Source organism: Roseateles koreensis, assembly GCF_028595305.1.
In the GTDB taxonomy this organism is placed as follows: Bacteria; Pseudomonadota; Gammaproteobacteria; order Burkholderiales; family Burkholderiaceae_C; genus Paucibacter_A; species Paucibacter_A koreensis.
This window is the reverse complement of the sequence record NZ_JAQQXS010000005.1, coordinates 264,328-287,550: the sequence shown is the minus strand read 5'-3', so window position 1 is coordinate 287,550 and position 23,223 is coordinate 264,328. Positions and strand designations below refer to the sequence as shown.

The 23,223-nt window shown below is 63.6% G+C and carries 21 protein-coding genes; 5 read left to right on the top strand and 16 right to left on the bottom strand.

Annotated features, from left to right (window positions below; genetic code table 11):
- Positions 1 to 8 precede the first annotated feature (8 nt).
- From PRZ01_RS07625 to PRZ01_RS07600, 6 genes are all read right to left on the bottom strand, one after another.
- Positions 9 to 1,361, bottom strand: coding sequence for an MFS transporter (locus tag PRZ01_RS07625; RefSeq protein ID WP_273596174.1), 1,353 nt, complete (start codon positions 1,359 to 1,361; stop codon positions 9 to 11).
- Positions 1,362 to 1,400: 39 nt separating this feature from the next.
- Positions 1,401 to 2,876, bottom strand: a complete 1,476-nt coding sequence (gene nagZ / locus PRZ01_RS07620) for a beta-N-acetylhexosaminidase (protein ID WP_273596173.1) — start codon at positions 2,874 to 2,876, stop codon at positions 1,401 to 1,403.
- Between the two features lie 115 nt (positions 2,877 to 2,991).
- Positions 2,992 to 4,002 (bottom strand): SIS domain-containing protein, encoded by a 1,011-nt coding sequence (locus PRZ01_RS07615; protein ID WP_273596188.1) that lies wholly within the window; start codon positions 4,000 to 4,002, stop codon positions 2,992 to 2,994.
- Positions 4,003 to 4,018: 16 nt separating this feature from the next.
- A complete protein-coding gene (gene nagA, locus PRZ01_RS07610) occupies positions 4,019 to 5,149 on the bottom strand; it encodes an N-acetylglucosamine-6-phosphate deacetylase (protein ID WP_273596172.1) in 1,131 nt (376 codons plus the stop codon).
- A gap of 18 nt (positions 5,150 to 5,167) precedes the next feature.
- Complete coding sequence (locus tag PRZ01_RS07605) at positions 5,168 to 5,899, bottom strand: GntR family transcriptional regulator (RefSeq protein ID WP_273596170.1); 732 nt, start codon at positions 5,897 to 5,899, stop codon at positions 5,168 to 5,170.
- Between the two features lie 4 nt (positions 5,900 to 5,903).
- The gene (locus PRZ01_RS07600; protein ID WP_273596169.1) at positions 5,904 to 6,830 is read right to left on the bottom strand and encodes a glucosamine kinase nucleotide-binding domain-containing protein; all 927 of its coding nucleotides are present in this window, start codon (positions 6,828 to 6,830) and stop codon (positions 5,904 to 5,906) included.
- A 202-nt stretch (positions 6,831 to 7,032) separates the two neighbouring features.
- On the opposite strand from PRZ01_RS07600, the gene PRZ01_RS07595 reads away from it, so the two are divergent.
- The gene (locus tag PRZ01_RS07595; RefSeq protein WP_273596168.1) at positions 7,033 to 8,046 is read left to right on the top strand and encodes a tetratricopeptide repeat protein; all 1,014 of its coding nucleotides are present in this window, start codon (positions 7,033 to 7,035) and stop codon (positions 8,044 to 8,046) included.
- 18 nt (positions 8,047 to 8,064) lie between these two features.
- Here PRZ01_RS07595 and map read toward each other — a convergent pair whose 3' ends face one another.
- From map to trpE, 7 genes are all read right to left on the bottom strand, one after another.
- The gene (map, locus tag PRZ01_RS07590; RefSeq protein WP_273596167.1) at positions 8,065 to 8,871 is read right to left on the bottom strand and encodes a type I methionyl aminopeptidase; all 807 of its coding nucleotides are present in this window, start codon (positions 8,869 to 8,871) and stop codon (positions 8,065 to 8,067) included.
- Between the two features lie 74 nt (positions 8,872 to 8,945).
- Complete coding sequence (locus tag PRZ01_RS07585) at positions 8,946 to 9,686, bottom strand: uracil-DNA glycosylase (RefSeq protein WP_273596166.1); 741 nt, start codon at positions 9,684 to 9,686, stop codon at positions 8,946 to 8,948.
- Positions 9,687 to 9,693: 7 nt separating this feature from the next.
- Positions 9,694 to 10,485, bottom strand: coding sequence for an indole-3-glycerol phosphate synthase TrpC (gene trpC / locus PRZ01_RS07580; protein ID WP_273596165.1), 792 nt, complete (start codon positions 10,483 to 10,485; stop codon positions 9,694 to 9,696).
- Positions 10,486 to 10,515: 30 nt separating this feature from the next.
- Positions 10,516 to 11,553, bottom strand: coding sequence for an anthranilate phosphoribosyltransferase (gene trpD, locus PRZ01_RS07575; protein ID WP_273596164.1), 1,038 nt, complete (start codon positions 11,551 to 11,553; stop codon positions 10,516 to 10,518).
- A 34-nt stretch (positions 11,554 to 11,587) separates the two neighbouring features.
- Positions 11,588 to 12,658, bottom strand: coding sequence for a low-specificity L-threonine aldolase (gene ltaE / locus PRZ01_RS07570; RefSeq protein WP_273596163.1), 1,071 nt, complete (start codon positions 12,656 to 12,658; stop codon positions 11,588 to 11,590).
- Positions 12,659 to 12,761: 103 nt separating this feature from the next.
- On the bottom strand, positions 12,762 to 13,346 hold the full coding sequence (locus PRZ01_RS07565) for an aminodeoxychorismate/anthranilate synthase component II (RefSeq protein WP_273596162.1): 585 nt from the start codon (positions 13,344 to 13,346) through the stop codon (positions 12,762 to 12,764).
- On the bottom strand, positions 13,347 to 14,834 hold the full coding sequence (trpE, locus tag PRZ01_RS07560; RefSeq protein ID WP_273596161.1) for an anthranilate synthase component I: 1,488 nt from the start codon (positions 14,832 to 14,834) through the stop codon (positions 13,347 to 13,349).
- Between the two features lie 454 nt (positions 14,835 to 15,288).
- Between trpE and PRZ01_RS07555 the strand changes: the two genes are divergently transcribed.
- On the top strand, positions 15,289 to 15,936 hold the full coding sequence (locus tag PRZ01_RS07555; protein WP_273596160.1) for a chalcone isomerase family protein: 648 nt from the start codon (positions 15,289 to 15,291) through the stop codon (positions 15,934 to 15,936).
- Between the two features lie 5 nt (positions 15,937 to 15,941).
- Here the strand turns inward: PRZ01_RS07555 and gph are convergent, their stop codons facing one another.
- Positions 15,942 to 16,619, bottom strand: a complete 678-nt coding sequence (gph, locus tag PRZ01_RS07550) for a phosphoglycolate phosphatase (RefSeq protein WP_273596159.1) — start codon at positions 16,617 to 16,619, stop codon at positions 15,942 to 15,944.
- Between the two features lie 162 nt (positions 16,620 to 16,781).
- On the opposite strand from gph, the gene PRZ01_RS07545 reads away from it, so the two are divergent.
- A complete protein-coding gene (locus PRZ01_RS07545; RefSeq protein ID WP_273596158.1) occupies positions 16,782 to 18,026 on the top strand; it encodes a cation:proton antiporter in 1,245 nt (414 codons plus the stop codon).
- 51 nt (positions 18,027 to 18,077) lie between these two features.
- On the opposite strand, the gene PRZ01_RS07540 is transcribed toward PRZ01_RS07545, so the two are convergent.
- Both PRZ01_RS07540 and PRZ01_RS07535 read right to left on the bottom strand, forming a co-directional pair.
- Positions 18,078 to 18,374 carry a hypothetical protein gene (locus PRZ01_RS07540; RefSeq protein ID WP_273596157.1) on the bottom strand — a complete coding sequence of 99 codons (297 nt, stop codon included), beginning with the start codon at positions 18,372 to 18,374 and terminating at the stop codon, positions 18,078 to 18,080.
- 52 nt (positions 18,375 to 18,426) lie between these two features.
- Entirely contained in the window at positions 18,427 to 19,566 is a 1,140-nt protein-coding gene (locus PRZ01_RS07535) for a BamA/TamA family outer membrane protein (RefSeq protein ID WP_273596156.1), read from the bottom strand.
- A gap of 188 nt (positions 19,567 to 19,754) precedes the next feature.
- On the opposite strand from PRZ01_RS07535, the gene PRZ01_RS07530 reads away from it, so the two are divergent.
- Together PRZ01_RS07530 and PRZ01_RS07525 are read left to right on the top strand one after the other, a co-directional pair.
- Positions 19,755 to 20,168, top strand: a complete 414-nt coding sequence (locus PRZ01_RS07530) for a SirB2 family protein (RefSeq protein WP_273596155.1) — start codon at positions 19,755 to 19,757, stop codon at positions 20,166 to 20,168.
- A gap of 232 nt (positions 20,169 to 20,400) precedes the next feature.
- A complete protein-coding gene (locus PRZ01_RS07525) occupies positions 20,401 to 23,211 on the top strand; it encodes a helix-turn-helix transcriptional regulator (protein WP_273596154.1) in 2,811 nt (936 codons plus the stop codon).
- The last annotated feature ends 12 nt before the right edge of the window (positions 23,212 to 23,223 follow it).

Genomic DNA, 23,223 nt, shown 5'->3' with positions numbered 1-23,223 from the left:
CCACCCCGTCAGCGCGAGGCCAGCGGTGCGGCGCCAGCGTCCGGTGCAACCTGCACTTCGACAGCTGAAGGCAGCGGCATCTTGACGAAGAACATCAGCAGCAAGGCTGGCAAGCCACAAGCGATGGTCCAGAGGAAGAAGTGCTCATAGCCCATGGCCATTTGGATGTCGCCGCTGATGGTCTTGGAGAAGATAAAGCCCAGCTGCATGACGCCTGAACCGAGCGCATAGTGCGCGGTTGAGAAGCGCCCAGGCGCCACCACCTGCATGATGAACAAGATCATGCCGACGAACCCGAAGCCATAACCAAACATTTCCACGGCAACGGCGGTGCCGATGTGCAGCATGTCGCCAGGCAAATGGGTGGCCAGGTAGTAGAAGGTCAAATTGGGCACAGCCATGGCCAGAATCAAGATCGGCATCGCGCGCTTCAGGCTCAGCCACGAGGTGAGATAGCCGCCCAAAATGCTGCCTACCAAAAACGCGGCAGTGCCCACGGTGCCGTAAATGCCACCGACCTGCTCAGTGCTCAGGCCCAGGCCTCCCTTGTCACGCGCCTCAATCAAAAACAAAGGCCCGATGGTTTGCACCTGCCCTTCCGCAAAGCGGAACAGCACGATGAAAAGAATCATCAACCAGATGCCAGGCTTCTTCAAAAAATCGGCCATCACCTCTTGCAGAGTCGTCCACACCGTGGCCACGCTCAGCTGCCCTGCCGAAGCGTTGACCACATTGGGCAACATGCGGGCGTTGTAACTGGCCAGCGCCGCCGACAACACAGCCAGCAGCACAAAAATGGCGGTCCAGGCGTTGAAGACACCCATGCTCTTTTCCAGGTGCCCGGCCAGCACTAGCAGCCCGCCCAGGGTCAGGAATTTCGAGGCATTGAAAAACGCCCCCTGCCAGCCCGCATAGGCCGCTTGCTGCTTGTTGTCGAGCGAGGCCATGTACAGACCGTCGCACGCAATGTCATGCGTGGCCGAGGCGTAGGCCAGCAAGAACAACACGGCAATGCTGGCCGCGAAGTACATGGGCATCTGCACCGCCAGGGCCATCAGGCCCAAGCCCACAGCACCGGTGAACTGCATGGCGACCACCACGCGCTTCTTGCTGCTCGCCAGCTCCAAAAATGGGCTCCACAACGGCTTGATCGCCCAGGCCAGCCCGAGCAGGCCGGTCCAGCGTGCGATCTGGTCATTGGGCACACCCATGTTCTTGAACATCAGGCCGGCCAGCAGCATGACCACGAAGAACTGCATGCCCTGCATGAAATACAGGGTGGGTACCCAGCGGATCGGGGAACCCTGTGTATCAGCAACGGCCATAACAGCCGGGGCCGACGGATCGCGAGGTGTGGTCATGCGGAATTCTCCCTGGGGTCTTGCTGATGTCGCGGGCGATCAGCCCAAGTTCACGGGCGACTGAGCCGTGGCTTGCGTCCGGCCTTCCAGCCAGCCCTTCAGGCCGGCCAGGGCGCCTTCGGCATAACCCCAGGTCACCACGGTCGGGCCTTTGACATCCAGCGCCTGGAACGGATTCCACAGCACCAGGTGCAGATCCGGCCGCCAAGCCTGTGCATATGTGCCATAACGCGCACGATGATTGGAAGCCAGGATGTTGAATCGGCCCTCGGGCGGTACCCGTGACCAATCCAGCGTGTCGATGCTGTCAAGCGCCACGAACTCGACGTCGCTGAAGCCGGCAAACAAGCTGCGTACCAACTCGCCCGACGGGCCCGCCTCTGACACGCCGTCGCTGTCGACGCTGGCCTGGGTGTAGACCCGCAAGGGCTGATCCAGCGCCGGCGCGGCCGCGCCCCGCATGGCAGTGAGGCCAGACGCCCAGGCGCTGCGCATCAGCACGTCGTCTTGCTGTCGGGGTTCACCGACATAACTGTCATGCCGAACGGGGTAGGCCTGTGCCAGCGCGTCCAGGCGCGCGCGCGCCGTTTCGCCCTGGGTCGCCGTCAACTCGCCCTTGTCAAAGGCGTCTTGCAATGCCTGGATGGAAGCGCCCTGCTCTTGCAGATTGCCCTGCGCCAGGATCATGTCGGCTCCCGCCTGGATCGCCAGCACTGCGGCGCGGGCGTAGCCATAGCGCTCGTAGATGGCCTTCATCATCAGCGCGTCGGTGATGACGACGCCGTCGTAACCCCATTCGCGGCGCAGGATATCGCCAAGAATCTTCTTCGACAACGTGGCTGGGTGTTCGGGGTCGATCTGCGGATAGACGATGTGTGCCGTCATCATCGCGGGCGCTTGTGCACGCAGGTCCTTGAAGGGGCGCAACTCCAGCGCGTCCAACTCGGCACGGGATTTATCAACGGTCGGCAACGCCAGGTGCGAGTCCACATGCGTGTCGCCGTGGCCCGGGAAGTGCTTGACGCAGCAAGCCACGCCTTCAGCCAGGGAGCCGCGCATCCAGGCGCCAGCCAAACGCGTCACATCATCGGCGTCTTCGGAGAAGCTACGCTCTGCGATGACCGGGTTGGCCGGGTTGTTGTTGATGTCCAGCACCGGCGCAAAGTTCCAGTTGATGCCGATGGACCGCAGCCCGCGGGCCACCGCCGCGCCCACGCGCTCGGCCTGCTCGGCGTCGTCTGCCGCGCCCAAGGCCATCGCTGACGGCGCCTGCGGCAAGAAGGTGGCGCGCACCACCGAGCCCCCCTCTTGGTCGAGGCCGATCAAGGCCTGCGGCCCCATCACTGCACGCAGGTCACGGGTGAGTTGCTGCACTTCCGCTTCGGTGCCCAGATTTTTGCGAAACAGGCAGACGGCGCGCACCTGGTTGGCTCGCAAAAACTCGGCGGTGGCCGCGTCCAGATGTTTGCCCTGGATGTCGACCATCACGAGTTGGCCGGGGTGGAATGGGGTCATGGGAAGGCTCTATTCGTATTCGCAGGAAATTCGACAAATCAGCAGACGAAGGACTCCCAAAACGAGTGAAAGTGGGCCTCTCACTCGCTCATCGAGCGTCCTTTCATACCTTGGCTCAGTTCGTCTTGGTCACCTTGGCCAGATGCGGGGGCTGGTCAGGGTTGCGACCGCGTGCGCGCGCCAGGGCTTCAACCATGGGGTAGAAGCTCTGGATCGCGGCGATCGGGTCCAGGTCTTCGTTGCCGGTGCAGCTCAGGGTCAGCTCGGCACCGGGCGTGCCGGCCGGCGCGGCCAACAGCACGCGGGCGCCACGGCCTCGCATTTCTTCGGCCAGCGCCAGCAAACCGGCCTGTGCCGGCCCGCGCGGGGCGAACACCAGCATGGGGTAGCCGGCATCCACCAACGCCATGGGGCCGTGCTTGACTTCAGCGCCCGAGAACGCCTCGGCCTGAATGCCACAGGTTTCCTTGAATTTCAGCGCAGCTTCTTGCGCGATGGCCAGGCCCGTGCCGCGTCCGATCACAAACAGTTTGTCGGCGCCCTTCAGTACATCGACCGCCACGTCCCAGCGTTGTGCTGCGGCTTCACGCAGAGCCACGGGCAGTTGCTGCAAGGCGGCCTGCAGGTCTTCATCACCGCTCCAGGCGGCCACCACGCGGGCACCGGCCACCAGTTGGGCGATGTAGCTCTTGGTGGCGGCCACGCTGTTTTCCGGGCCGGCATGCAGAGGGAACACATATTGCGAAGCCTCGGCCAGCGGCGATGCGTCGGCGTTCACGAAGGCCACGGTGCGTGCACCGCCAGCGCGGAAGAACTTCGTTGGCGCCACCAGATCAGGGCTTTGGCCCGATTGCGAGAAGGCCAGGGACACCAGGCCGTCGCAGGCGATCTTGCTTTGATACAGCGTCACCAGCGACATCGGCAAAGAGGTCACCAGGCGGCCCATGCGCGCCATCATCAGGTAAGCCATGTAATGGGCTGCGTGGTCGGAGCTGCCCCGTGCCACGGTCAACAAGGCCGTAGGCGGCTGCTCGCGCAGGGCGGCACCCAGGTCGGCATAGGCGTTTTGGTCATGCGCCAACTGGCGCTCGATGGCGTCAGGCGCGCTCAGCGCTTCTTCGAGCATGCGCGTGCGCAAGTTATCAAGCGAGGTCAATTTCTTCTCCTTCAACAACCACCCGCTGCAGCTGCAGCTCACGGTCCAACACCACCAAGTCCGCCCAAGCGCCAACGGTCAACTGACCCCGATCACTCAAACCCAAATATTCCGCTGCATGGCTGGACACGCGCCGCGAGGCGTCCGCAATCTCCAAACCCATGCCGACCAAGTTGCGCAGCGCCTGGTCCATCGTCAGGGTGCTGCCAGCCAAGGTGCCATCGGGCAGGCGCACGCCGCCCATGCATTTGGTCACCGTATGGCGCCCCAGCTTGTACTGGCCATCGGGCTGGCCCGCGGCCGCCGTAGAGTCGGTCACGCAGAACATGCAGGGAATCGAGCGCAGCGCCACGCGGATCGCGCCGGGGTGCACGTGCAGCAGGTCCGGAATGATCTCGGCATAACGCGCATGCGCCAGGGCGGCGCCCACCATTCCGGGCTCGCGGTGATGCAGGCCCGTCATCGCATTGAACAGGTGCGTGAACCCTTGTGCACCGTGCGACAAGGCGGCTACGCCGTCCTCATAAGTGCCCAAGGTGTGGCCGATCTGCACCTGGTAGCCCGCAGCACGCAGCTCGGTGATCAGGTCCAGATTGCCCGGCAGCTCGGGCGCGATGGTGATCAGGCGAATGGGTGCCAACGCGTGCAACTCCCGCACTTCGGTCATGGCGGCGGGCTTGGCAAAGTCAGGCTGTGCGCCCAGCTTGCCGGGGTTGATGTAGGGCCCTTCCAGGTGCACCCCCAACACGCGCGCGCCTTGGGGGTCGCGCTCGCGGCAGACCTCAGCCAGCGCTGACATCGCGGCGCGGATCTCATCCATCGGCGCGGTCATGGTGGTAGCCAGCATCGAGGTGGTACCGTGACGCACATGCAGCCGGGAGATCTGCCGGGCGGCATCGCCGCCCTCCATGGTGTCGTGCCCGCCGCCGCCGTGCACATGCACGTCGATGAAGCCGGGCAGCACGATCGGCAAGGCTTGCGGATCGTGCCTGACCTGGGCCTCCGAAACCGGCTCGCCATGAATGGCCGCAATGCGTCCGCCGCTGATGTCAAGACGGCCGCGCACAAAGCCTTGCGGCGTCAGCACATAGCCTTCAACTTGTTGAAAATCCCCCATCCCTGCCCCTATCCCCGCCTAAGCCTCGCGCCGCATTTCGGCCACAAAATCGTAGTAATCGCTGCGGCAATAGGAATGGGTCAGCTCAACGGCATGCCCCGATTCCAGATAGCCCACACGCGTGATGAACAACACCGCCTGCCCCACAGGCACCTCCAGCAAGCCCGCCAATTTCGAATCGGCATTGATGGCGCGGATGTGCTGCAGTGCGCGCACCGGCGCCCCGCCCAGGGCCTGCAAATGTTCGTACAGCGAGGCCTCAACGGCCTCCGGATCGGGCAACACCGCCTCGGGCAACACACTCACCTCGTAAGCCATCACCACGGTGTCGGCCAGGCGCAAACGCTCCAGCCGCGCCACCCGCGAGCCGGTGCTCAAGCCCAGGCTGAGTTGCTCATCCGGCGCGGCCGGCGTGAACGAGCGCGTCAACCACCGCGAGCCCGGCTTGAAGCCGCGCTGCTGCAATTCTTCTGAAAAGCTGGTCAGGCGCGACAGCGGCTGCTCCAGCTTGGGGGCGATGTAATTGCCCGAACCGCGCTTGCGCACGATCATGCCCTGCTCGACCAGCCGGTCGATGGCTTTGCGCGCGGTGACGCGGGAGATTTCCAGCGAATCGGAGAGCACGCGCTCGGAAGGCAAGGCCTCATCGGCCAGAAACTGGCCCTCGCGGATCGCCTGCGCCAGCTTTTGGGCCAGCTGCATGTACAGCGGAGACGCCGCGTCGGGGTCGGGTTTGAATTTGAAAGGCATGGCGTCAAGTTCTCAAACGTTGAAGAGCGCTGCGCACAAGATGCAGCGCACCGTCGGCAGAATCACCCTGGGGCGAAACGCAACGGCCGGCAATGGTGCCTGAGAAATCCGGCGCCAGCCGCAAGGCCACGCTGCCGCACAAAGCCAGGGGCAGATCACCCGCCGGGTCCAAGGCCATGGCCAGCCGCTCCAACTCGATGACCGCCTCCTGCACCAAGGCCGCCGCCATCCCGTCGCCGCCCCGATGCTCAAACACCACCGGCGCCAGGCTGGCATAACCCGCTTGGCCCGCCTGTGCGCACCAGGCCAAAACGGCCTCCCGGTCATGGCCGGCAACAGCCCACACCGCGCGTGCCAGGGTGCCGACCACTGCACGGCCGTCCATGGCCTGCTGCGCATGCCGCATGGCCTTGAGGCCAAGCCATGCGCCGCTGCCTTCGTCGCCGCAAATCCAGCCCCAGCCGCTGATGCAGGCCCGCGAGCCATCGCGCCGCAAGGCCTCGCCGATCGATCCGGTGCCAGCCGCCACGACCGCACCCGCTTGCCCGCCGTGGGCGCCAAGCACCGTGGTGAAGCCGTCACTGTCCAAAGCCAGCAGCGCACAGCCCGGTTGCTGCGCCATGAACGCCTCCACCAGATGCGTGACACTGGAGCCCGACATGCCCAAGCCCACCGCCATCTGCGACCAATCCAGCGCCGGCAACCCGGCATTCAGCGCCGCTTGCTGTGCCGCTTGCTGGATATGCCGCCAAGCTTGCTCGGCGCCTTGGCCCAGCGCTGATGGGCCCGCCTCGCCTTGACCCAGGCATTGGCCTTGCAGATCGCTCAAGCGCACCCGGGTGCCCGTGCCGCCACCATCCACACCGAGCAAAAAGCGCGTCGAGGCCAGGGCAGAGTCAGCACCAAGCGGGCAAAGAGTGGTCGTATTCATATTAATACCAGTCTAGTACCAAAATAGAGCCGCCGTCAACCGGTGTTCTACCCGTATTGAGCATTCAGTTCTCCGACTTGTGATTCAATCGACCCGCGCCTCGAGCCATACCAGTTAAGCACCAAGTGAACTCGCCCGGAATGCGTCCCAGGGCGCGACATCCGGCTATCCTTGCAGCCCTATCCCATGGAGTGCGTTTGACGTGAACTTTCTTGCTGCCGCTGACCCCGGCGCCGATCTGCTGCAACGCCTGGCCCGCATCGCCGAGCGCCACCCACAAAGCGCGCTCTATCGCCTCGAAGCGCTGGAACAACGGTACCGCGCCGCCCATGAGTTGGGTGCCGCGCTGGACGCGCTGTACGCGCGCTTTTATCTGCTGGAACACCGTGGCCGGGCGCTGGAGTTGCAACGGCAATTGGTCCATGCCCGCCGCGATGCCGCCGGCCTGCCCTTGCAAGAGGCGCGCATCAGCGAGGCACTGGGGCGCCTGGCCTACCAGCAAGGCGAGTACGCCGAAGCGGCCGCGCAATGGAACCACGCCATCCACCTGAGCCGCCAAACGGGTGATGTATGGCTGGGCGTGGCGGCGCGCATTGGCCTAGGGCAAATCCATTACGCCATGGCGGCCTGGGATGAGGGGCGCCATGTTCATCGCGAAGCAGCTGAGCTGCTGGGGCCGCAACAAGACACCTATCTGCGCAGCAAATTGGCGCTGAACATCGGCGTCGGTTATTTCGAATGTGCGCGCCTGGACGACGCCGAGCGCCACTTCAGCCACGGCCTGGCCGCCGCCCGCAACGGCCATCACCGCGAGTACGAGGCCGAAGCCCATTGGCATCTCGCCCGCGCAGCGCTGGCACGTGGGCGCCTCGACTGGGCCACCACCGACTGCCGCAACGCCCTCAACATCGCCGGCAAGCTGGGCCACAGCTGGCTGGAGAGCGTGGCCAGCCAGACCTGGACCGACATCGCCCTGGCACGCGGCGACTTTACCGGTGCCGTGCGCAGTGCCGAGCATGGCCTGAACCTCGCCCGGCGCATCCACTCACGCCCGCAAGAAAGCCAGGCCCATCTGCGCCTGGCGCGCCTGCTGGAGCAACAAGGGGACCTCGCAGGTGCCCTGAACCACCTCTGGCAGCACCTGGCCTTGCGCAACGAATTGGAGCGGCTGACCGTGCAGGGCCTCAGTGCGCAAAGCCCAAGCCAGCGGGCCTGAGCTTGAACCTGCTGACGCTTATCCGGTGATGGCCGGATAGCTGCCCGTACCGTCCGGCCAGGGCGTCAGCACCTCGAAGCCTGAGGGCGTCACCGCCACCATATGCTCCCACTGGGCGGAGAGGGAATGGTCGCGGGTCACCACCGTCCAGCCATCGGCCATGTCCTTGATGTCGCGCTTGCCCGCGTTGATCATGGGCTCAATGGTAAAGATCATGCCCTCCTCCAGCCGCACACCTTCGCCGCGCTTGCCGTAATGCAGCACGTGCGGCTCGTCGTGATAGATCGTGCCAATGCCGTGGCCACCGTACTCGCGCACCACACTGAAACCATCGCGGTGGGCCACGCTCTGGATCGCGTGCCCCACATCGCCCAGCGTGGCACCGGGCTTGACCACGCGGATGCCAGCCACCATGGCCTCGTAGCAGGTGTTGACCAAACGCCGCGCCATGGGACTCGGCTCGCCCACCAGGTACATGCGGCTGGTGTCGCCAAACCAGCCATCCTTGATGAGCGCCACGTCCAGATTGACGATGTCGCCCTTCTTCAAGATCTTGGTCGGCGAGGGAATACCGTGGCACACCACATGGTTGACCGAGGTGCACAAAGTCTTGGTGTAGCCGTGATAGCCGATATTGGCCGGCGTCACGCCCAACTCGTTGACGATGTATTCGCGGCAGAGGTCGTCCAGCGCCTCGGTGCTCACGCCCGGCTTGACGAAGGGCGTGATCATGTTCAGCACCTGCGCGGCCAAGTGACCAGCCTCGCGCGCTTTGGCGATTTCTTCGGGGCTGCGGATGGGAATTTTGCGTTGGCTGTTGTTCATTAATTTTTACGCTTGCGCGGCTACCGTCCAGACACGGCGTTTGGAGGAATATAGAAGAATCGGGCGGTCGCTGCCTACGTGCCCAAAGATGGGCCCGCCGGTGCATCCAAAGACGCGCTCAACTCCCAATCCAGCGCCAAGCCCCGCTCCCGCAGCCAAGCTTGCGCTTGCGAGAAATGCCCGCAGCCAATGAAGGGCAGCGGCGGGCGCAAGGCCGAGAGAGGCGAAGGGTGATTGGCTTGCAAAATCAAGTGCGCGCCCTGCCCTGCTGACTGGATCAAGGGCGCTTTGGCCTGGGCATGGGCGCCCCAGAGCATGAAGACCTTGGGCGCGGGGTTCTGCGCCACTGCCTGGATCAAGGCATCGGTGAATGACTCCCAGCCCCCGCCCTTTTGATAAGCGGCGTGGCTGGCGGGCGCGCCGTCTTCCACCGTCAGCACCGTGTTGAGCAAAAGCACGCCGCGCGCAGCCCAGGCCTTGAGCGACCCTTCCATGGGCGGCTGCTGGCCCAGATCGCGCTGCAGCTCCTTGAAGATATTGCGCAAGCTGGGCGGAAACTTCTGCCCCGGTCCGACTGAAAACGCCAGGCCCTCGGCTTGGCCCGCGCCGTGGTACGGGTCTTGCCCCAAGATCACCACCCGGCATTGCGCAAGCGGCGTGAGCCGCAGGGCGAGCAAAGGGTCGGGCGGATAAATCACCGCACCAGCGCGGTAGCGCTCGTCCAAATAACGCGTTAGCGAGACGCCCGCGGGGCTGCTGCGCCAAGCCGCCAACAGCGGCTGCCAGCCGGCGTCCAGCGGTGCGCCCCAGTTCATGACCGACTCATGCATCGAACAAGGCCGCCAAGGCCTCGCCGGGCTCAGGCGCCCGCATAAAGGCCTCGCCGACCAGAAAGGCATGCACCTGGGCGGCGCGCATTTTCTGCACATCGGCGGGGCCGAGAATGCCGCTTTCGGTCACCAGCAGTTTGTCCGGCGGTACGCGGTTCAGCAGGCCCAGCGTGGTGTCCAGCGTCACTTCAAAGGTGCGCAGATTGCGGTTGTTGATGCCCACCAGCGGCGTCTTCAAGCGCAGGGCGCGCTCCAACTCGACACCGTCGTGAACCTCCACCAGCACGTCCATCTTGAGGCCATGGGCAATGGCCTCAAGATCGGCCATCTGCGCGTCGTCCAGGCAGGCGGCGATCAGCAGGATGCAGTCCGCGCCCATGGCCCGCGCTTCGAACACTTGGTACTCGTCAACCATGAAGTCTTTGCGCAGCACCGGCAAGGCGCAGGCGGCACGGGCCTGCTCCAGATAGGCTTGCGCGCCCTGGAAGAACTGTGCATCCGTCAACACGCTCAGGCAGGCAGCACCGTGCGCGGCATAACTGCGAGCGATATCGGCAGGCCGAAAATCTTCCCGTAGCACGCCTTTGCTGGGGCTGGCCTTCTTGATTTCAGCGATGACCGCACTGCGGCCCGCCGCAATCTTGGCGCGCAAGGCCGCTTCAAAGCCCCGCGTATCCAGGCGGGCCTCTGCCTCTTCGCGCTGGCTGGCGAGTGAGCGTGCCTGGCGAGCCGCCTTCATTTCTTCATGTTTGACCGCGACGATGCGGCGGAGGATGTCAGACATCTTGCTTGGCTTCCAGGGTCAGGGTCAGGTTCAGGCGGTGCCGCCCAGCCGCTGCGTGGCGGCCACGAATTCATCCAGCTTGGCGCGTGCAGCGCCATTGGCCACCACAATGCGCGCCATGCTGATGCCGTCGGCGATCGAGTCGGCCACATTGGCGGCGTACAGCGTGGCGCCGGCGTTCAACAGCACGATGTCGCGCGCGGCGCCGGCTTCATTGTTCAGAGCACCAATCAACATGGTGCGGGACTCTTCCGGGCCCGCCACTTTGAGCGAGCGGTTGGACACCATCGCCAAGCCAAAATCTTCTGGATGAATCTCGTACTCGCGCACGGCTCCGTCCTTCAACTCCCCCACCAGGGTCGAGGCGCCCAGCGAGATTTCATCCATACCGTCTTTGCCGTACACCACCACTGCGTGCTCGGCGCCCAGGCGCTGCATCACCCGCACCTGAATGCCCACCAGATCAGGGTGGAACACCCCCATCAAGATGTTGGGCGCACCCGCCGGATTGGTCAGCGGCCCCAGGATGTTAAAGATCGTGCGCACGCCCAACTCCTTGCGCACCGGGGCGATGTTCTTCATCGCCGGGTGGTGATTGGGCGCGAACATGAAACCGATGCCGGTCTCCAGCACGCTTTGCGCCACCTGCGCGGGGCTCAGCATGATGTTGGCGCCCAGGGCTTCCAGCACATCGGCGCTGCCGGTCTTGCTGGAAACGCTGCGGTTGCCGTGCTTGGCGACTTGTGCGCCAGCGGCCGCAGCCACAAACATCGAGCACGTCGAGATATTGAAGGTGTGAGCGCCATCGCCGCCTGTGCCCACCACATCGACCAGATGCTTTGAGGCCGGCACCGGCACCTTGTTCGACAGCTCGCGCATCACCTGCGCAGCGGCCGCGATTTCGCCAATGGTTTCCTTCTTGACGCGCAGGCCAATCAACAAGGCCGAGGCCATCACGGGCGACATCTCGCCCGCCATGATGCGTCGCATCAGCGCCAGCATTTCGTCGTGAAAAATTTCGCGATGTTCGATGACGCGGGTCAGTGCTTCTGCATTGGTGATGGGCATGGGGTTCACTCCAGATTTCCTGCCAAGAATCAGATCAGTAAGGGCCAGCCGCAGCAGCAGGCGCCGCTGCACGACCCGGCTCGGCGAAGAATTCGCGCACGGCGGCCAGGGTACGGGAAATGCCTTCGCGGTCCACGCCCAGGTGGGTCACAAAGCGCAGGCCAATCAAGCCCGTGGCCCAGATACCGCGCGCCTTCAAGTGCGCCAGCAAATCGGCGCCCCGCCCATCCGCCACATCCACAAAAACAATGTTGGTGGCGGCCGAGCGCACGCGCAAGCCCGGGATTTCGCGCAAGCCCTCGGCCAGCTGCGCGGCCAGCGCATGGTCGTCGTGCAAGCGCATCACATGGTGGTCCAGGGCATGGTCGGCTGCGGCAGCCAGCAGGCCCACTTGGCGCATGCCGCCGCCCACCATCTTGCGCACCCGCTGGGCACGCGAAATCAGGTCTTTGGAGCCACACAGCATCGAACCCACCGGCGCGCCCAGCCCCTTGCTGAAGCAGACCGACACGCTGTCGAAATAAGCCGTGATGCGTTGGAGCGCAGCAAATACGTCGCCGCCAGGCCCCGCATCGGCAGCCGCTGCGTTGAACACGCGCGCACCGTCCAGATGGCAGGCTAGGCCGTGCTGGCGCGCCAAGGCCGTGGCTTCGGCCAGATAGGGGTGGGGCATCACCTGGCCGTTCCAGGTGTTTTCCAGGCACAGCAAGCGGGTGCGGGCAAAGTGCGGGTCGTCGGGCTTGATGGCGGCCGCAATATCAGCCAAAGCCATCTGGCCTTGCGCATCCTGCGTCAGCGGTTGGGGCTGGATGCTGCCCAGCACGGCCGCACCGCCCCCTTCGTAGCGATAGGTGTGGGCGAGCTGGCCGACGATGTATTCATCCCCACGCTGGCAATGCGCCAGCATGCCGCACAAATTGCTCTGCGTGCCGGAGGCCATGAAGAGCGCGGCCTCCATGCCCGTCAGCGCTGCAACCCGGGCCTGCAGCGCCAGCACGGTCGGATCGTCGCCAAACACATCGTCACCCACCTCAGCGCGGGCAATCGCCGCGCGCATGACCTCCGTGGGTCGGGTGACAGTGTCGCTGCGGAGATCAACAATCATGCCAGCCCCTCGCTCGCTGGGTACACCGAGCAGTCCCCCGAGGGGATGCGGGCTTGCTTGGGGCGGCCCGGCATAGCGCCCACCTGTGCATTCAAATCGAAGCTCATAGCGCCCCGATGAGGAAGTTCTTCAGCATGGCATGCCCATGCTCTGACAAGATGGACTCGGGGTGAAACTGCACCCCTTCCATTGGGGTTGCCGTGCCCGCCAGCTCACGGTGGCGCACGCCCATGATTTCGCCGTCTTCGCTGCGCGCTGTGATCTCGAATTCCTTCGGGCAAGAGGCTTCCTCAATCACCAGCGAGTGATAGCGGATGACGCTGAATTCACGCGGCAGGCCCTTGAACACCCCCTTCTGGTCGGTCGTGATGGTGCTGGCCTTGCCGTGCATCTGGGTCTTGGCCCGGATGATCTTGCCGCCCAACGCTGCGCCCATGCTTTGATGCCCAAGGCAAACGCCCAGAATCGGCAGCTTGCCCATGAAATGCTGGATCGCCGGCACGCAAATGCCCGCCTCAGCCGGTGAGCAAGGGCCCGGTGAAAGCACCAGCTGGTCGGGCTTGAGCGCCGCAATCTCTTCCAGCGTGATTTCGTCATTGCGGGCCACCTTAACCTCCGCGCCGAGTTCGCCAAAGTACTGCACCAGATTGAAGGTGAAGCTGTCGTAGTTGTCGATCATCAGCAGCATTTAGAAGCCCTCCTCAACGAGTTCAGCGGCACGGATCAAGGCACGCGCCTTGTGCTCGGTTTCGGCCCATTCCATCTCAGGCACTGAATCAGCCACCACGCCGGCAGCGGCTTGCACATACAGCGTCTGATCCTTGACCACGCCGGTGCGGATGGCGATGGCCAGGTCCATATCGCCGGCAAAGCTAAGGTAACCGCAGGCACCGCCATAGATGCCACGCTTGACGGGCTCCAACTCGTCGATGATTTCCATGGCGCGAATTTTGGGGGCGCCGCTGAGCGTGCCAGCCGGGAACGCGGCACGGAACACATCCATGCTCGACAGCCCCTCACGCAGATCACCCTCGACGTTGGAGACGATGTGCATGACGTGCGAGTAACGCTCGACTGCAAAGGCATCACTGAGCTTGACGGAACCCGTCTTAGCGATGCGGCCAATGTCGTTGCGCGCCAAGTCGATGAGCATCAAATGCTCGGCCAACTCCTTGGGATCGGCCTTGAGCTCGGCCTCCAGCGCCACATCCTTCTCGTGCGTGCCGCCGCGTGGCCGCGTACCCGCCAGCGGACGTATCGTCACCTGCGTCCCTTCCGCCGTGCGCTCCTGACGCACCAGAATCTCCGGCGAGGCGCCCACAATCTGGAAGTCCCCCATGTCATAGAAATACATATAGGGGCTGGGATTGAGCGAGCGCAACGCGCGGTACAGGCTCAGTGGCGATTCGGTATAACGCTTGCGCAAGCGCTGGCCAAACACGATCTGCATGGCATCACCCGCAGCAATGTATTCCTTGGCCTTCAACACGCCCTCAAGAAAGTCTGCCTTGGCGAACTCGCGCTCCACAGGATGCGCCTGGCCGCGTTTGACCTGCGGGGCGCTAACGCTATAGGTCAACTGATCCCGGAGGCCGGTCAGCCGCTTTTGCGCGCGGAAGTAACTCTCTGGCTGCGCGGGGTCGGCGTAGACGATGAGATACAGGCGGCCCGAAAGGTTGTCGATCACCGCCAACTCTTCACACTGCAAAAGCATGACATCCGGGGTACCGATATCACCGGGCTTCTCGGTCTTGGCCAGCTTGGGCTCGATATAGCGGACCGCGTCGTAACCGAAGTAGCCCGCCAGCCCGCCGCAAAAACGTGGCATGCCAGGGCGCAACGCCACCTTGAAGCGCTTTTGATACGCCTCGATGAAGGCCAGCGGATCTCCCTCATGACGCTCCACCACCTGCCCCTCATGCAGCACCTCTGTCACACGGCCGGTGCTCTTCAACACAGTGCGGGCCGGCAGGCCGATGAAGGAGTAACGCCCAAACCGCTCGCCCCCCACCACCGACTCCAGCAAAAAGCTGTTTTTGCTGCCTCCGATGCCGCCGACACACAGCTTGAGGTAAAGGGAAAGGGGCGTTTCGAGGTCAGCAAACGCTTCGCTGATCAACGGAATGCGGTTATAGCCCTGAGCGGCCAGGCTTTTGAATTCAATTTCAGTCATCACGAAACCCTTGTACGAGTTACGCGGCCGCCCTGTGAAGGTTTGAAGGGCGCGCCGCTGGATTCAGGGCGCTTGGCTGACAAATTTCTCACGAACCCAACCCCTTTCGACGGGGCCATCAGCTCGGATTTGGCGTCAGGGGCGGCACAGTCTGACCGGCCCCGGACATGCAGCATCAAGCGGCTTCAGCGAATGAAGTCGAGCAGGTGACGACGCCAGGGCCAGGCTCCCCGGTCATGCGACCCTTTGATGTGCTTGCGCGTGATGAACATGTTGCGAGTGTAGCAGCGGCAAATGCCGACGCAGCTTGGCGATATTGCAAGGTTTGCATGACGTTTTGACGAAGGTACGCTGGCTGTTCGCGGCGCCCTTCTTGGCCGATACTGCCAGCCCGAAGCTGGCCAAAAACCCGCCCGCTCGCGAGGAGTTGGCTCTTTGATGAGTTGGAGGATTTGCAATGCGCGTGAACTTGATCGCAGTAGCACTGGCTTTACTGGCACCATGGAGCCCGCTCCTGACACCGGCGGCAGTTGCCCAAACACCGACAAATTCGGCAACACCAGCCAGCATCGAAGTGTCAGGGGTCAAGCTCGATACCCAAGTCGACATCGGCGGCCAGATGGTGCCGCTCAACGGCGCGGGCGTGCGCTACAAGGCCATCTTCAAGGTTTATGTGGCGGCCCTCTACTTGGGCAAGAAAACTGATAACGCTGAAACAGCGTTGACCAGCAACAGTCCCAAGCGCCTGCACATCACCATGCTGCGCGAGGTAGACGCCACCGAGTTGGGCAAGTTGTTCACCAAAGGCATCGAACAAAATGCCACGCGCGAGGAATTCGCCCGGGCGATCAACGGCGTACTGCGTGTGGGTGAGGTTTTCTCCAGCCGCAAAAGCCTCAGCGCTGGCGAACACTTCTGGGTGGACTACATCCCCGGCACCGGTTCGGTGATCTCGCTCAACGGCAAGGTCCAGGGCGCCCCGATCAAGGAGCCCGAGTTCTATGCCGCTTTTCTACGCGTGTGGCTGGGCAAAGCGCCCGCCGACGACTTCCTGAAAGACGCCTTGCTGGGCATCAAACGCTCCAGCCGAGGCGCAGAGCGCTGACGACCTCAGGAATAGTGGATCTGGTCCAGTCGATCCACATATTGCAAGGCCGGTACCGTGCGAATCGGCTCGCCGTGGTTGTAGCCATAACTCACCAAAACCACGGGGCAACCGGCCCCGTTCGCAGCCCGCGCGTCGTTGCTTGAATCGCCCACCATCCAGGTCTGGGCAGGTGCCGACCCCAAGGCCTCGCAGCTTTTCAGCAGCGGCAAGGGGTCGGGCTTGCGCCGCTCAAAGCTGTCTCCGCCGAACACATGTTCAAAGTACCCGGCCAAGCCCTTGCGTTGCAACAAATCCTTGGCAAACGCCACCGGCTTATTGGTCACGCAGGCCATGGGCAGACCCAGAGCGCGGGCATTTTCCAGGCCCTCAACGACGCCCGGAAACACGTCTGAATACTCACCATTGAGCGCCTGGTAGTGCGCCTGGTAACGCGCCCAAGCGTCCGGGTATAGCGCGGGGTCACCCCCCACAGCAGCCAAGGTGCTGCGAATCAGATGCTCGCTGCCCTGCCCCACGGTCAACTCGACAAACGGGCGATCAACCACCGGCAGTCCCAACTCGGTCAACACCTGGCCCAGCACCGCAACAAAGTCGCCCAGGGTGTCGATCAAGGTACCGTCCAAATCGAAGATCAGGGCGCGGGGGGGGAAGGCGGGCAAAGAAATAGGGTCAGTCGTCATGCCAGAAAGTCCGTCACGGTGGGTCATGTTGCAGCACGACAGTCTGCCAGACTGGCGTCATTGAAATCTTGGGCAGCTGCGGCCGCCATTGCGGCCCTGGCGGGTACCGCGGCCACGCTCCGCCGTTAGGATGGCAGTCCACACCCGCTTCGGTCATGACACATGTCTTTCGCCACCCCCTCATTGTTGATCGTGCTCGGCGCTGCTGCTGCGGCTCCCGTCATCGGCATGCGCCTGCGCAAACTGCGCTTGCCGGCCGTCGTGCTGGAGCTGGCCCTGGGGGTGGCGTTGGGCCCGCAGGGGCTGGCTTGGGTCAGCCTGGATGCATCAATCAACGCGCTGGCCGGCATGGGCATGGCGATGCTGTTTTTCCTGGCGGGTTGCGAAATCGATCTGCCGGCCATTCACGGTCAACCCCTGCGCTCGGCGCTGGCCGGGTGGCTGCTGAGCCTTGGCGCCGGGCTGGGACTGGCCTGGCTGGGACTGCAGCAAGGCTGGCTGAGCGGGCGCACGCCGGCCTTGGTGGCGGGTATCGCGTTTTCCACCACCGCGCTGGGGATCCTGGTGCCCATGCTGCGCGACGCCGAGGCGCTGGACACACTTTTTGGCCGGCGGGTGATGGCAGCCGGCGTCGTGGGCGAGCTTGGGCCGATCTTGCTGATGTCAGTGCTGCTGTCAGAGCGGGCAAGCGCCGGCCAGCAAAGCCTTTTAGTGCTGGCCTTTTTGCTGATCGTGTTTCTACTGGCCTGGGCTTTGGCCCGGCGCGTTGCCATACCGCGTTACCTCCACGCACTCCAGCGCACACTCACCCAGGCCAGCCAATTGCCGGTGAGGATCACGATGTTTTTGGTCTGCCTGCTGGCCTGGCTGGCTGAAGAATTTGGCCTTGACCTGGCCCTGGGTACCCTGGCAGCCGGCATGATCATCCGCTTGCTCACGCACGACGCCAAGACCCACCTGTTGCAGGAAAAGCTCGACAGCATCGGCTTCGGTTTTCTGGTGCCGGTGTTCTTCGTTTGCAGCGGCCTCAAACTGGACGTGGCAGCGGTTTTCGGCAGCGCACAGGGGCTGCGTCTGACTGGCCTCTACCTGCTCGGCCTGATGCTCGCGCATCTGCCGATACTGCTGCTGGCACTCTGGCAAATGCGGGGCCGGGAGGCGCTTGGCCTGAGCCTGCTCAGTGCCACCACTCTGTCGCTGATCGTCGCCATGACGGAAATCGCCGATCGCAGCGGGCACATGAAGGCGAGTGAATCCGGTCCGCTGGTGATGGCTGGTGTGCTGTCGGTCGTCTTGCTGCCCCAACTGGCCAAAGTTGCCCTGGCCCCTTGGTTGAAACGGCCGGCCAACTCCGCGCCGAACGCTGCACCCCACGCCTCACCCTACACCGATCAAGACGGGCTCTGAGCACGGCCTTCGCAAGTTCTTGCCGGCTTCACCCACGAGGGGGGGATGCGGTCAGTCGTGGTTCTTCTTGCCGCCTTTTTTCTTGCCTTGGCGCAAATCAGCCTTCGCCTTGCGGACCATGCTGTAGCAGTCCATGTCCGGCAGCGGATTGAGGTCGACCAGATTGGCCTCGGCCTTCAGCAAATGGGCCTGCGCTTTGTTGCGGGCCTCCAGCGTGTAGTTTTCCTTGTGATCCTTGATGGTTTGGCGAGTTTCCTCGATCTCATCTTTGCAGCTCTTGGCCGCGGCGGGCAAGGCGGTCAATGTCGCCGCAGCGGCCAGGGAAATCAGTCCAATGAAATAACGCATTACACAATCTCCAGACAGTCAGAAAATCAACAAAAATCCGCGCCGCCCCGGATCAGAATGGGTGGCCGAAACGCAGATAGAAGCCGCGATTGCCGCTCTTGCCTTGAGCAAATTCGGCGCTGACAAGCATGTTCTCCTTGGGCTTGATGACGTAGAAAACCCCCGCGCCGCCCATCGGGTACAGGTGTTCAGCATCGCAGGACTGCCCATCGCCAAACAAACAGGTGAGCCCAGCAAAAGCTTTGGCGCCCCATTGCGGGCGGAACATGTAGCGGTCTTCAAGCTCGACACTCACCGCATGGCGACCCAGGTACTGGCCCTGCGTATAGCCCCGCATGTCGACTGAGCTTTGTCTGGACCCGGGCGCGTCCCAGGCCAAGCGCACATGGGCATGCACCGCCAGCACCTGCTCCGGCGACATCGGGTGGTAGGTGCGAACGTCGCCACTCACCACGTCGTAGTCGCTGTCACCACCCAGCGAAGCACGATAGGCCAAATTGTGCAACTGCGCCACCATGCCCTGGCGGGGATTGCTGACATTGTCTCGGTCGTCGAACATGACCATCAGGCCCAGACCGGCGGACGTAACGCCCACAATACCTGCCTGGTCCAGCACGTTCTGCGAGTCGGGATCTTCGCCATTGACTTCGTAGTTCGCGCGAATGCCCTGCGCACCCAGATACCAGCCCGGGGCGACCTGATGCATATAGCGCACAAAGGCGCTGTGCAGCTTGTCTTCGCTAACCACCCGCTGGCCACTGCCATTGAAATCCTGGTAGTCGTTGTGCGCATTGCCCATGCCCACGGCGGCAAACAAGCGGTCCCGGTTTTGGTTGAAATACAGCTTGCCGCCCACCCCCAACACCTGCGACTGGGTGTTCGACTTGGTCCCCTGCACGGCCAGCATAGAGGGCGACGAGGCGTCATCCATGCGCGTCACATATCCCGCCAGCACACCGACTGAACTGCCCAGCTTGGGGCTGCTGCTGACCAAGGGCACCAACAACCAGGGCGACTTGGCCTGACGGTCCATGAACCCTTCGTCATCGGCCGCGGGGGCCTCTGTGGGTGGTGCAGCAGGTGCTGTGGCGGCCACCGGTGCCGCAGATATGGCCGCCTGGGCGCCCATCAGCAACGCGCCCGCCAGGGCCTTCGCGGCATATGCCGAGTTTGTATTTGTGAGAATCAACATGGTGTTCCGGATTGTTTGAGTCAGTTTATGCGGCAACCGACCCGTCCCGGCGCGCAGCCTCCCCCCTAACTCCAAGGCCCGCCGGTGCCGGGGCTACTGCCTGACCCACATCAAGCGTCCTGCATCCAATCCCCTCCCGGAAATGCGGGCCAACGCGCCGAGAGGAGAATGCCCACCCAGTTGAACCGATGAGCTGCCACGCCGCCCGACTGAAACCCATGGACTACCTGATCCTCAAAACGATTCATCAAAGTGCCGCCGCCTTGTCGATCACCGGCTTTTTTGCGCGCGGCCTGGGCCACTTCACGGGCGCCGCATGGGTTCACGGGCGCCCGGCAAAAAACCTACCGCACCTGTTGGACACCGCCTTGCTGCTGTCCGCCTTGGCACTGGCATGGACGCTGCGCCTGCACCCTGGCAATGCCCCCTGGCTAACAGCCAAGCTATGCGGTCTGCTCATCTACATCGGCCTGGGCACCGTGGCGCTCAAACCAGGGCGTCCACTGCCACTGCGGTGGCTCGCCTGGGTGGCGGCGCTGGCAACCGTGGGCTGGATGGTTTCGGTAGCCATCCGCAAAAGCCCGTGGGGGTTTTGGGCCTGACCCCCGTGCATCGCCCAATGCCTTTGACCTAGAGGGGGCTGCCTAGACCAATCGTCTTGCGGCACCTGACGGGCAGCTTACGCCGACACTCGCAAGCTCTGCGCGAGCGAACGCCAAGCCGCTTCGCGCCATAAAGTTGCCATTTGCCACACGATAAGGCCGCGTGCACCCGGCCTGCCGGGGCGCCATCAAGTACGCTAACGCCCAAACTCCTCGTTCCATAGGTTTGCTCATGCCGCTTCTTGTTGCACCTCAACCCAGCCGCTACCTGGTGGACAACCCCAATCTCGCGGGGTGGCTGGAAGAATGCGACGACGTGACCCTGGTGTTGGCCACGGCCCCGGCGGGGTTTGGCAAGACCACCGCCATGCTCAATATCTACGGGCAACTCCAGGAGCGCGGCTACGTCACCGCGTGGATTCAGCTCAGCGCGCAAGACAACCACCTGGAGTCCTTCTGCGCCTTGATGCAATCGGCCCTGAGCGCCGGCACCGATGAAGGCGCCGCCCCTCAACCGCTGCCCAATTTGATGGATGCCCGCTACACCGGCTCGCAGCGCGGGCAGGATGTGCTGGACGCGGTGGCCCAGATCGCCAAGCCCACGGCGCTGTTTTTGGACGATTTCGACCATCTGCGCGAGCCCCGCGTCATCGACCTGATGCAGCGCCTGATCGAGCGCCTGCCTGCGCATTGCAAACTCTTCATCACCGCCCGCAGCGCGCCCCTGCTGCGTTTGTACAAACTCAAGGCGCAGGGCCGACTGCTGCAGATCGGCATGACCGAGCTGAGCTTTGATTTTGACCAGGCTGAGCAATTTCTCAACCAGCGCCACCAACTGGCGCTGGACGCCACCAGCGTGCGCCGCCTGGTCAATGCCACCGAAGGCTGGCCCGCCGGCCTGCAACTGGCCGCCCTGGCCTTGAAGGCGCGCGGCGACAAACGCGGCTTCATCGAGAACTTCTGCGAACAAACCGCTGACATCGGCCGTTATCTGTACGAAGAAGTGCTGTGGGACCAGCCGGACGATTTGAAGAACTTTTTGCTGCTAAGCAGCCCCATCAAACAACTCAACCCCGGCATTTGCAACGCCGTGGTGCAGATCAGCAATGCCGCACAGTTGCTGCGTCAGCTGGAACAACAAAGCTTGTTCATCCTGCGCATGGGCGCCGCCGGCAACGAGTACCGGTATCACCCCCTGTTTGCTGAATTCCTGGAGCGCAAGCTGGGTGAAGACATGCCCGAGGCCCTGCCCGGCCTGCATCAACGCGCGGCCAGCTGGTTTTTGCAGACCGGCGACGCCGCCAACGCCATCAATCACGCGCTGCTCGCCGGCAACTACGCGCAGGCTTGCGAGATTCTCAGCGGCCACGCCTGGGGCGCGCTGGCCCGTGGCCACATCAGCAGCTGCCGGCAGTGGCTCAGCAGCGTGCCGCAACACATACTGGCCGACTACCCGCAATTGCTGGTAGTGCTGAGTTGGGCCCACATCTTCCAGTACGACTACGCGCAGGCTGGCCAGATCGCGCGCGAACTGAAGTCCGAGCCCCGTGTGCAGGATTTGCCGGAGTACCGGCTGCTGGAGCCGCTCTCGCTGGTCATGATGGACCGCGTGGCCGAAGGCGAGGCTATTCTCGAAAGCTACGCCAATATTGCGCTCACCGGGCTGAGCGAGGCCGTTTTCACTTGTCTGACCGCCTACGTCGACCTCTGCTCCCATCGCTTCGAGTCCGCGCTGTTGAATGCTGACCGCGCCCGACTGCTGCTCAAGCGCCTTGGTGGGGTGTACGGCACCACCTTCAGCTACGGGATTGCGCAATACACGCTGCTGGCCATGGGACAGGCCCAGCAAGCCATCCAACTGCTGGAGCCCACGGTGGCTGAGCTTGGGCGCAGCGGCGGGCGGCACAGCGTCAGTGCCGCTTACGTAGGCCTTTACCTAGCCGGTGCCTTGTATGAAATCGGCGAGTTCGACCGGGCCGAGAGCCTGGCGCGCGAGTATCTCGACTTGGTGGCCGAACTGGTGTTTCTTGATGCCATCGTGATTGCGCACCGCATCTTGTCCCGCGTTCTGTGCCGGCGTGGCCAGTACGCCGAGGCCAGCGCCTTGATCGTGGCCGGCGCCGAGCTGGGCCGCTCGCTTGGTTTTGCGCGCATCGTGGCCCCCATGCGCATGGAGCAGCAGTACCAGCTGATTCACCAGATGGACCACGGCCATGCCTCGACACCGGTGCGCCTGTCGCTGCATACCCAATGGGACTTCGACGCCGAGCGCATGACGCCCATCAACGATGTAGAAGATCAGGCCGTGGCCGCCCTGCGCCAGGGCCTGCGCGAAGGGCGCGCCGCAGACGTGCTGGAAGCCTGCGCAAGCAAGCGCGTTGAAGCCGGCGCGTTGGGGCGCCAGCGTCGGCACCTGAAGCTGAGCATTCTGCAAGCGCAGGCCTTGCATTTGCTGGGCCGCGACGAAGAGTCCCGCCGCTTGTTGACCGAGTTGCTGCGCAGCCCGCCGGGACAACAACTGCATGCCAGCTTTCTCGAAGAAGGCCCCCAGGTCGTGGCCCTGCTGCGCGCCATTCGTGCCGAGACCATCGACCCCGCCCTGCTGACCTCGCTGGATCACCTGTTGAGCCGGGTTCCAACTGACGTTGTACGGCGCCCCGCCACGGCGCAAAGCAGGGCCAACGGGGGGCCAGACTCGATCGAATCCGCCACATCATCGCCGTCGTCGGGGGCGGCGCCGGTATCGGTGTCAACAGACAGTCCTGCACCTGACGCCCCCCCCATCGAAGGTTTCGAAGCGCTGCCCCTGGAGGGCCGTGACGAACTCGACGGCCCGCATACCACCCCCGCCGGCCTCTCGACCCGCGAGTTGCAGATTCTTCAATGCCTGGCTGCGGGCATGTCCAACAAACAGATCGCCAGCAACCTGCACATTTCCGAGCCAACGGTGAAGTTTCATTTGCGCAACGTCAACCACAAGCTCGATGCCCGCAACCGCACCCATGCGGTGTTTATTGCACGCGAACGGGGCTGGGTGCGCTGATTTTGGGCGTCA

Coding starts and splice junctions, on each gene's coding strand:
- PRZ01_RS07625 (WP_273596174.1), bottom strand. CDS start 1,361: ATGACCACACCTCGCGATCCGTCGGCCCCGGCTGTTATGGCCGTTGCT.
- nagZ (WP_273596173.1), bottom strand. CDS start 2,876: ATGACCCCATTCCACCCCGGCCAACTCGTGATGGTCGACATCCAGGGC.
- PRZ01_RS07615 (WP_273596188.1), bottom strand. CDS start 4,002: ATGCTCGAAGAAGCGCTGAGCGCGCCTGACGCCATCGAGCGCCAGTTG.
- nagA (WP_273596172.1), bottom strand. CDS start 5,149: ATGGGGGATTTTCAACAAGTTGAAGGCTATGTGCTGACGCCGCAAGGC.
- PRZ01_RS07605 (WP_273596170.1), bottom strand. CDS start 5,899: ATGCCTTTCAAATTCAAACCCGACCCCGACGCGGCGTCTCCGCTGTAC.
- PRZ01_RS07600 (WP_273596169.1), bottom strand. CDS start 6,830: ATGAATACGACCACTCTTTGCCCGCTTGGTGCTGACTCTGCCCTGGCC.
- map (WP_273596167.1), bottom strand. CDS start 8,871: ATGAACAACAGCCAACGCAAAATTCCCATCCGCAGCCCCGAAGAAATC.
- PRZ01_RS07585 (WP_273596166.1), bottom strand. CDS start 9,686: ATGAACTGGGGCGCACCGCTGGACGCCGGCTGGCAGCCGCTGTTGGCG.
- trpC (WP_273596165.1), bottom strand. CDS start 10,485: ATGTCTGACATCCTCCGCCGCATCGTCGCGGTCAAACATGAAGAAATG.
- trpD (WP_273596164.1), bottom strand. CDS start 11,553: ATGCCCATCACCAATGCAGAAGCACTGACCCGCGTCATCGAACATCGC.
- ltaE (WP_273596163.1), bottom strand. CDS start 12,658: ATGATTGTTGATCTCCGCAGCGACACTGTCACCCGACCCACGGAGGTC.
- PRZ01_RS07565 (WP_273596162.1), bottom strand. CDS start 13,346: ATGCTGCTGATGATCGACAACTACGACAGCTTCACCTTCAATCTGGTG.
- PRZ01_RS07555 (WP_273596160.1), top strand. CDS start 15,289: ATGCGCGTGAACTTGATCGCAGTAGCACTGGCTTTACTGGCACCATGG.
- gph (WP_273596159.1), bottom strand. CDS start 16,619: ATGACGACTGACCCTATTTCTTTGCCCGCCTTCCCCCCCCGCGCCCTG.
- PRZ01_RS07545 (WP_273596158.1), top strand. CDS start 16,782: ATGTCTTTCGCCACCCCCTCATTGTTGATCGTGCTCGGCGCTGCTGCT.
- PRZ01_RS07540 (WP_273596157.1), bottom strand. CDS start 18,374: ATGCGTTATTTCATTGGACTGATTTCCCTGGCCGCTGCGGCGACATTG.
- PRZ01_RS07535 (WP_273596156.1), bottom strand. CDS start 19,566: ATGTTGATTCTCACAAATACAAACTCGGCATATGCCGCGAAGGCCCTG.
- PRZ01_RS07530 (WP_273596155.1), top strand. CDS start 19,755: ATGAGCTGCCACGCCGCCCGACTGAAACCCATGGACTACCTGATCCTC.
- PRZ01_RS07525 (WP_273596154.1), top strand. CDS start 20,401: ATGCCGCTTCTTGTTGCACCTCAACCCAGCCGCTACCTGGTGGACAAC.